Genomic DNA, 8,494 nt, shown 5'->3' with positions numbered 1-8,494 from the left:
TTCTTCAGACGCAACAATTTCAAATTCATTGGCCGGCATCTCTTTCCGGGTTCTTCTGTAAACCATGTAGACGTTGTCAAAACCAAGGATTACAAGAGTTCTTTCACAGCCAACAGCTGTATCTCCCCCACCGATAATAGCGCCAGCTTCCCCCAATTTTATTTTTTCTCCGCTGGAAATTCTCTGTAGAAAATCAATCCCGGTGAAACAGCCGTTAAGGTCTTCTCCATCAATTCCAAGAGAATAGTCTTCCCAAGCACCAACACCCATGAAGACAGCATTATATCCAGAGGCCATTAAAGACCCGAGCCCGAAATCAGTCCCTAATTTAACATGGCAGAATGACTTGATACCCAGATCAAGAATTCCCTGGATTTCCCAGTCAAGAACCTTTTTAGGGAGCCGGTATTCAGGGATACCATATCTTAGCATGCCGCCAAGTTTTGGCATGGCTTCAAAGATATCCACCTTATGCCCGATCCGGCGAAGGAAGAATGCACAGGAAAGCCCGGAAGGTCCGCCACCGATTATTGCAATTTTTTTATCGGTATCCGGTGCGCATTTAATGGGAATCCTGGAACCTGAATTCATCTCAAAATCAGACACAAAGCGTTTAAGCTGGTTAATGGAAACCGGCTCATCTTCAAGTCCTCTTCTGCACTCATCTTCACACGGGTGAGGGCAGACCCTTCCACAGGAAAGGGGTAAGGGGTTTCTCATACGAATGGTCTGGACGGCTTCTTTATATTTGCCTTCCTTAAGCTGATTAATATATCTGGGAATATTGATTTCAGCAGGACAGGTCTGGGCACAGGGTGCCAGGGGATCCTGTTTCTGATTAAATTTCATGAGTTTTTCAGAAAGGGTTTTTACTTCAATAATATCTTTTGGGCAGGCCTGCTGGCAGGCACCGCAGCCCACGCATCTGTCATCATCAACCACGGGGTAGCCGTTGGGACCAAGTTTGACAGCGTTAAATTGACACGCCCTTACACAATCGCCAAGACCAATACACCCCACACTGCAAACCCGTTTGCCGCCAAAGACAACCGCCATGGCTTTACAGGAGGAAATTCCCATATAATGGTACTTATCAGCAGCACGAAATCCGCCTTCACACATATTATAAGATAACGGACTTTCAGCTGAGCCTGCATCTACGCCCATTATTTTAGCCACTTCTTCCACGCCTTCTTTGCTTGAAATAATACAGACAGAAGGTGGCGCACTGCCACTTACAACAGCTTCGGCAGCAGAAGAACATCCTGCATATCCGCAACCGCCGCAGTTTGCACCGGCAAGGTTATTCTCCACCTGTGCAATTCTCGGGTCTTCATATACATAAAAGATCTTGGATGAAAGGCTGAGAACAATACCGCACAAAGCACCGATGCCTAACATAAATAATAAAGCTGGGATCATAATTTCACCTTATATATTGTAAATATTCCCTTTTGTTTTTAAACCATTCCTTTAAATGACATAAAGGTTAAAGCAATTATTCCTGCGGTAACAAGACCGATGGATGTATCCTGCAAAGGTTTTGGAACCCTTGCAAGACTGATTCTTTCCCTGACACCCGCAAAAAGGATAAGAGCAAGCCCAAAACCCACAGCATAGGCAACGGAGGAAACACATGCCTCAAGAAAGGTGTATTCCTCTTTAATATTGATCAGGCAGACACCCATAACTGCACAATTGGTTGTGATAAGCGGCAGGAAAATACCAAGGCCGGCATAGAGTCCGGGAATACTTTTTTTCAAAAACATTTCCACAAATTGAACCAGGGACGCAATAACCAGGATAAAGGAAACCGTACGCAAATACTCAACGTCAAGTGCCTTTAAGAGGTAAATATCCACAATCCAGGTAATAATACCAGCCAGAACAAGGACAAAGACAACTGCCATTGCCATGCCCACAGCAGTCTCCATTTTTTTGGAGGTGCCTAAGAACGGACAGTTCCCAAGGAACTGGGGCAAGGAGTATGTTGTTGATAAAGATACAGCTTATTGCAAGGACGAATAGATCACCCATGTTATTTTTTCCTTTTTATTTTTTACCAAACATATTCATCAGGCAGAGCATCAATCCAAGCCCGATAAAGGCCCCCGGTGCTTCAATCATAAACTGGAACGGAAGAAAATTTCCTCCCATTTCAAAAACAGGGAGTCCTTCCCAAATGGTAAGGGTTCCGTTTCCTAAAAACTCTCTGACCGCACCCAGGGCAGCAAGAGACAGGGTAAACCCGATACCGATACCCAGGCCGTCTGCAACAGACAGGGCAGGTCCGTTTTTACTGGCAAAGGCTTCTGCCCGGCCAAGAACGATACAGTTCACAACAATAAGGGGAATAAAAATACCCAGTTTCAGGAACAATTCATATGTATAGGCCTGCATCACCAATTCCACAATGGTAACAAAAGTGGCGATGATAACGATGAAACAGGCAATTCTGACTTTTGACGGAATAACGTTTCTGAGAAGAGATATTAAAAGATTGGAAAAAACCAGAACAAAGGTGGTAGCCACTCCCATCCCGATTCCGTTTTCAACCGATTTTGTTACAGCCAGGACCGGGCAAAGCCCCAAAACCAGCCGGAAAGGAGGTATCTCAGCCCAGAGTCCTTTGGTAAATTCTTTTGCTAAGGATTGTGCCATAATATAGTTTCTCCTAAAATATTTAGCCTTATTTCATCTGTATGACAATTTCAGGTTTCAGTTTCAGATAAAGTTCTTTTGCCTGGATTGCAGCAATACAAAGTCCTTTTGAAGTAACGGTTGCACCGGACATGGCATCAATAACACCGCCATCACCTTTAAGAGCAAAATTTGTGTCCATTCCCAATTCTGAAAATTGAGAGACAAAGTCAAGGTCATCTTTGGCCCTTGATCCGATGCCAGGGGTTTCTGCATGGGTCGTCACCCTTACCTCAACAATTTTGTCGGTGGACAGGTTGATACCCACCATAAGTCCTATGGGACCGCCAAAAGCACTTCCTTTTGTTTCAAAGATAATCGCTTTTGAACCATCGGGAAGTAAGCCGGGGAAAATCTGCAATTCAATATCTTCAGTCTTTATAGTAAATCTATCTGCCAAAGGATCATTGGTCACTTCCGGAAAGATTTCTTTTATTGCGGGTGCTTTCTGAAATTTGAGAATTTGATTCTCAATTCGAACTTCAGTCCCTGATTTTACGGCAGCAAGCAATCCGCCTGAAAAAGCGGTAAGCGCCGTCAAGACAACAATCATATTAATCATTTCACGCATTGTTGACTTCCTTTCCCAAAGCTTTGGGCCTAATTGTGTCAATGAGAGGGTTCACAACGTTTAATAACAGGATCGCCAATACAGTACCATCGGCATAGGCACCGATGTTTCTCATCAGGATGATCATCACCGCAGCAAAAAATCCGTAAAGGAGCATGGGAATCCTGTTTACCGGGGAGGATGAATTCTCCGTGGCAAGAAAGAATGCCCCGATGAGCGTATATCCTGAGAAAAGATGGATCATTGGCCCTGCATAGGTATCCGGGTTGGTCATGCTGAAGCACAAGGCGGTTACAATGATGCCCGCAATAAATGAAACCGGGATTTCCCACCGGATATATCCCCTTAAGATCAGGTAGATGCCACCGATAATCAGGCCGAGTCCAAAGGTTGAACCAATGGCCCCCACCTGTTTGCCCATGACAAGATCACTAATGGGGAACAGATCTGCAACCACAGAGGCTCCCTGGAATTTGAGGGCTGCCAGCGGTGCAAGGGCGGTAAAATTAAATTCATAATTAATATAGGCAGAATCAAAATCGAAAAAGATTTTCCAGGAAAGCATTAAAAAGGCCATTCCCACAAGGGTCGGGTTAAACGGGTTGGCCCCGATACCGCCGAAAATCATTTTTCCGATGACTACTGCAACGAAAGTCCCGGTAATGACAAGCCACCATGGGGATGTGGCCGGAAGCATCATGCCGAAAAGAAGCCCGATGACTGCAGCATCCAGATCACCGATGGAGATCTTTTGTCTGGATATGAGATTTAATATAAGTTCCCAGATCATGGCACTGGAAAGAGATAAGGCAAGTACACCAACAGCGGGTGCACCAAACTGAATAATACCGAAAATGATTGCCGGAAGGGCTGCAATCATGATATTCAGGTTCATTTGAAAAAGACTGTCTCCATCATGCCAGAAAGGTGCATGGGATACTGTTAATTTATTATTCTTCATTGGCAGTCTCCAAAGCTCTAAGATTGAAAAGCTCGTGTTTCCCAAGTCTGACATACTGATATAAGGGTATCCTTGCAGTACAGACATATGCGCAAAGACCACATTCAATACAAGACTCAAGATCATATTTGTCGGCTGCCTCTTCATACTGGTCAGCCTCAATGTATCGTACAAGAATATTCACAGGGATGTTTACAGGGCAGATCCGGATACATTTGCCGCAATTAACACAGGGGTTGTCTGATAATTCCGGGATAATATCCCTGTCCTGAATCATCACCGTATCCGTATCCGGCTGGACAGGATAGTGATGGGTGTATGTTGCAAATCCCTTCATGGGTCCACCAATGACAATTCTGTCCTGGTCGTTGATATGAATACTGAAGGTGTTGAAAATTCTGCGTAAAGGCGTTCCAATGGTGGCCTTGATCCTGTATCGAGTTCCCTGTTTTCCAATAACCATCAGAATCTTTTCAAAACCGGCTGATTTTGTCTTGTATGCTTTTGCCAAAGAAACCACGGCTTCAGCAGTGATAAAACAAACCCCTATATCTTCAGGCGTTTTTCCTGCAGGAAGCACCATGTTTAAATGGTCTTTTAAAATCATTGCCGGCAAATTGGACGGATATTCCAAAGCGGTTTCAAATACCTGAATCGAATCAAAGCCCCCCTGAATATTTAAGCCTTCCGGAACCGTGATACAGAGTTTGGGAACATGGGTGATCTTTTTTAAAATTTGAGCGCCTTGTTTTATCTCATTCAAAAACTTAGAGGCCACATACTGATGGGTGGTGGATAAAAGATCTATATCGGCACAGGTGATGACAATGGTATTGATTTTAATGTCATCACTGGCAAGGATTTTTAGCGGCGGTGCCCCCGGCAGTGTTCTCAGGTATTCATCAGCAGAGGCAATATCATCTTTTAAATCGTATGTTATCGAATCTGTTCCTGTTGTCTGGTTCTGGTCATTTTTGATGACAAAATAGGTGGATGTATTGCCAAAATCATCCGAATAGGTGTCAATGAGGGTGATGGTCCCTGTTACAGGAGAAATCGTATACTCTGTACTTTCATTGTAAAGGCGCAGCTTCTCTCCCTTTTCAACAGCGTCCCCTTTTTTTATTAAAGCCTGCCTTGTACTGTCAATGGGTTCATGTAATAACAAAATAAGGTTGGACGGGATGGGTATTGACTCCAGTTCTTTAGGATCCGGTTCCACAAGATCATAGTTGAGTCTTGGTTTGGCTAACGTGAAAAAAGATCGTTTAATCATAATACGTCCTTAGGCATCTGCTGTTTTGTAAAAAGCCTGGGATCATCCATTATTAATATTTAAAATATCATAAGTTAACTATAATGAATGACACGAATTACATTCTATCGGACCTGCGTCAACATCTTCATGGCATCCCTGACACTGAGCATGAAATGCATCAGCTCTCGATGGCAAGCCTTCATCACCTGTATCTTCATGGCACTCACTGCAGTTGTAGGTTTCATCATCTTCAAGGTTGTGATGGCAGTCCAGGCAATCGTCCGTATAATCGCCTGTGTGTACTGAATGGGTGAATAAAACTTTGCCTGCTTTGCTCTGAAACATCATCCGTACGGGTTCCTCAGGTGCAGGGGGGGTAAAAGAGGCATAGCATACAATTCCTGTGATCAAAAATATGATCATCATTAATAGTGCTAATTTTAGGTCTCGTTGTGATGTCATAATACTTCTCTCTTATATTAGGGTTAGAGTTCATGCGCCAAACCCACAACTAGGCAGCGGTTATATTATATTGTTGCTATATTGGCAAGGAAAAAATGTAATTTTATGGCGTGGAACAACTGGTTGGAATCACTTGTGATCTTTTTCTGACAAGGAAAGGTTTATACTTTTCTTTCTTTGAAAGTGAATTATTTTTTTTTCGGATAATATAAAAAGAGAGTCCAAAAAATAAAAATCCGCAAATCATGGAAACAAAGGATGGGTCCATTTTAAAGGAAGGTGCAAGACTGTCTCCGATCACTGCACCGATGAGCAGAAGAATAATGGGAAATACATATAAAAGAAAAGTTAAAAAAAGCATTGGCCGGGTTTCAAGCCCAATGACCACATGATCGCCTTTTTCAACATTGAGGATGTTTTTAACCGTAACGATCATCTCTTTTTGACTGCCTGCGGTTCCACAGCTTTCCCTTGAAGAGCAAGCCTCGCAGGCACCGGATCTGATTGTTTTCACCCAGGCGACAGATGGGTTTGCCTGGGTAATAATTCCATTTTCTGTGATCATGATTTAATAATTATTCATAAAATTTGGTATCAGGCAATAATATTCACAATCCGGTTGGTTTCATGCGCCGATACAATATTTTGTCGGGTCTGATTTTCGGGTGTTGTGGCTTGTGTTTCAGCGGGTTCTGCAGCCAGCTTGTCCTGTGCTTCCGGGGTGATGGTCACTTCAAAAGCTTTTTGAGCAGCATTGGTACTTTCTGCATCAAGCTTAGTTCCGGATGCTTCAAGGTTCTGGTCTCGAAGGGCGGAATTATCAAGCGGGGTGGCGGCATTCGGGAGGTTTGTATATGCATTTGCTCCCTGTAAACTATTAATCTCCATGATTTCCCCTCCTTAGTATTTTTATCTTTAATTTAAAGAATAAACCCGATATATAATGATGTCAATTTTTTTTTGTTTTTTCTTGACAAAAAAAATGTGTTGATATAATCTCACCAAGTCTTGTTAAAAGGCGCTGCTCCCCAGTAGCTCAGTTGGCAGAGCAATTGGCTGTTAACCAATGGGTCCGCGGTTCAAATCCGTGCTGGGGAGCCAACCCAAACCGCTTATCCCGATAATTAATTTTATCGGGATTTTTTATTTGTGGCAAATTTAATGTGGTTTTTAATGTGGTTTTTAATGTGGTTTTGGGTTTGTTTAAGCTTTTCAAAGCCTTTCGATTTGGTATGAATGCTTAAACAAACAGTGGTCCTAAATGGAGTTAGGATTCTGATAATCAGACAGTCTTTTTTCTCTCTCATCATCACATTTTTTTTTGTATTCATCTCGTAGTCTTTTCCTGCGTGGTTCTGCGTATCCCTCTGGATCTTTTAAACGAAGCTTTCTTTGACGTGCTCTATTTGAACACCTCGTAGAGCAATATTGTTTGTCAGATCTACTTGATGCAAACCATTTTTGGCAGTCTTTATCTGTACAGGGTCTGAATAAATTAAAAGGGATATTATTTAAAAGTACTATAAATTTTAGGACAATTTCATCAGCCCCATATTGATTAATAAAGGAGTGCATATTATGAAAGCAAAATTAGAAATTAATGGGGTTTCAATTAATCTCGGGTTTAAAACATTAGAGTTCATTGCAGACATTTTACCAGACTGTGAAGATAATTCCCTTATTTTTCATGAACTGGCAAAATCAAAATCATCGGAAGTACGTATTGCAGTAGCTAATAAGCGATATCTAATGACTGAAACAGCAAAACTCCTCTTGAAAGATAGCTCGATCATGGTTCTCTGCCAGATAATCAGAACAGACATTGGTGTATCCTGCTTGAATAAAAATATTCTAACACGATTTATAGAATTAAATTCAGTAAGATTGCTGAAAACAATCATCATGGAGTTAGATGAGATCGTTAATGAATTTGATTGTTGCGATATGACATATTTAGTTGATCTGCTTGTCCAGCACCAAGATCCTTTAATAAAATATGAACTTGCTGAAATGGATATCCCGGAATGTTACTTGAAGATTTTAGCCGATGACCCTGATCTTTCAGTTGCCAGGGTGGCCAAAAGTAATTTGCTTGAATTAGAAGACTGACTTATATAATTTCATCCAGAAAAAGTTTTAATTTGGTCAGCTTGATATCATCATTTTTTTTTAACAGACTTGTGATCTTGGCAGTATCTGTTGTATATCTGAGACAGGTTCCAGAATGTTTTTTATCAGTCAATCGGAGTTCCGTTTGAAACTGTTATGAATTTGACAAGGTTTGTAACTTGTAATCGCAGATCTAAAATGTTGAAATCTGTTTCAAAATTAATATCATAATATCTAGCAACTCTTACTTTATTTGCGGTTTTTTCTCTTTTAGAATTTTTTTTATAGTATTTTAATGTATTTGACCCTATGACCGCAAATGGCGGTTGGCATTCATTTTGCTTCTAAAGCAAACAAGGAGGACACTTTCATTATCAAGTCAGAATTTTTTATCGCTTTCTTGATTTCAGGCAATATCCTGTCTCTGTTGTTT

The 8,494-nt window shown here is 41.6% G+C and carries 11 protein-coding genes, 1 tRNA gene and 1 pseudogene; 2 read left to right on the top strand and 11 right to left on the bottom strand.

Going from position 1 to position 8,494, the window contains the following annotated elements; genetic code table 11:
• The 9 genes and pseudogenes from K8S13_RS22710 to K8S13_RS22670 all read right to left on the bottom strand — a co-directional run.
• Window positions 1–1,422 (bottom strand): RnfABCDGE type electron transport complex subunit B (locus K8S13_RS22710; protein WP_291466008.1); only part of this gene is annotated, 1,422 nt, incomplete at its 3' end.
• Window positions 1,423–1,460: 38 nt separating this feature from the next.
• Window positions 1,461–2,037: pseudogene (locus K8S13_RS22705) on the bottom strand (electron transport complex protein RnfA).
• A 15-nt stretch (window positions 2,038–2,052) separates the two neighbouring features.
• Window positions 2,053–2,661: an electron transport complex subunit RsxE gene (gene rsxE, locus K8S13_RS22700; RefSeq protein WP_291466007.1), complete on the bottom strand. Its 609-nt coding sequence runs from the start codon at window positions 2,659–2,661 to the stop codon at window positions 2,053–2,055.
• A gap of 28 nt (window positions 2,662–2,689) precedes the next feature.
• Window positions 2,690–3,271, bottom strand: coding sequence for an RnfABCDGE type electron transport complex subunit G (gene rnfG, locus K8S13_RS22695; protein WP_291466006.1), 582 nt, complete (start codon window positions 3,269–3,271; stop codon window positions 2,690–2,692).
• Window positions 3,264–4,232 (bottom strand): RnfABCDGE type electron transport complex subunit D, encoded by a 969-nt coding sequence (locus K8S13_RS22690; protein ID WP_291466005.1) that lies wholly within the window; start codon window positions 4,230–4,232, stop codon window positions 3,264–3,266. Before K8S13_RS22690 ends, rnfG begins: the two co-directional genes overlap by 8 nt.
• Window positions 4,222–5,508: a 4Fe-4S dicluster domain-containing protein gene (locus tag K8S13_RS22685; protein ID WP_291466004.1), complete on the bottom strand. Its 1,287-nt coding sequence runs from the start codon at window positions 5,506–5,508 to the stop codon at window positions 4,222–4,224. Before K8S13_RS22685 ends, K8S13_RS22690 begins: the two co-directional genes overlap by 11 nt.
• A gap of 78 nt (window positions 5,509–5,586) precedes the next feature.
• Window positions 5,587–5,952: a cytochrome c3 family protein gene (locus K8S13_RS22680; RefSeq protein WP_291466003.1), complete on the bottom strand. Its 366-nt coding sequence runs from the start codon at window positions 5,950–5,952 to the stop codon at window positions 5,587–5,589.
• Between the two features lie 103 nt (window positions 5,953–6,055).
• Window positions 6,056–6,517 (bottom strand): SoxR reducing system RseC family protein, encoded by a 462-nt coding sequence (locus tag K8S13_RS22675; protein WP_291466002.1) that lies wholly within the window; start codon window positions 6,515–6,517, stop codon window positions 6,056–6,058.
• A gap of 29 nt (window positions 6,518–6,546) precedes the next feature.
• Window positions 6,547–6,840: a hypothetical protein gene (locus K8S13_RS22670; RefSeq protein WP_291466001.1), complete on the bottom strand. Its 294-nt coding sequence runs from the start codon at window positions 6,838–6,840 to the stop codon at window positions 6,547–6,549.
• A gap of 137 nt (window positions 6,841–6,977) precedes the next feature.
• Between K8S13_RS22670 and K8S13_RS22665 the strand changes: the two genes are divergently transcribed.
• Window positions 6,978–7,053: transfer RNA gene (locus K8S13_RS22665), tRNA-Asn, on the top strand.
• Window positions 7,054–7,209: 156 nt separating this feature from the next.
• On the opposite strand, the gene K8S13_RS25840 is transcribed toward K8S13_RS22665, so the two are convergent.
• Window positions 7,210–7,527 carry a CGNR zinc finger domain-containing protein gene (locus K8S13_RS25840; RefSeq protein WP_367172833.1) on the bottom strand — a complete coding sequence of 106 codons (318 nt, stop codon included), beginning with the start codon at window positions 7,525–7,527 and terminating at the stop codon, window positions 7,210–7,212.
• Window positions 7,528–7,530: 3 nt separating this feature from the next.
• Here K8S13_RS25840 and K8S13_RS22660 point away from each other — a divergent pair, with 3 nt between their 5' ends.
• Window positions 7,531–8,061, top strand: coding sequence for a hypothetical protein (locus K8S13_RS22660; RefSeq protein WP_291466000.1), 531 nt, complete (start codon window positions 7,531–7,533; stop codon window positions 8,059–8,061).
• Between the two features lies 1 nt (window position 8,062).
• Here K8S13_RS22660 and K8S13_RS22655 read toward each other — a convergent pair whose 3' ends face one another.
• Window positions 8,063–8,194, bottom strand: a complete 132-nt coding sequence (locus tag K8S13_RS22655; protein ID WP_291465999.1) for a hypothetical protein — start codon at window positions 8,192–8,194, stop codon at window positions 8,063–8,065.
• Window positions 8,195–8,494: the final 300 nt, after the last annotated feature.

Source organism: Desulfobacula sp., from assembly GCF_021107415.1.
This window is presented reverse-complemented; position numbering and strand designations above follow the sequence as displayed.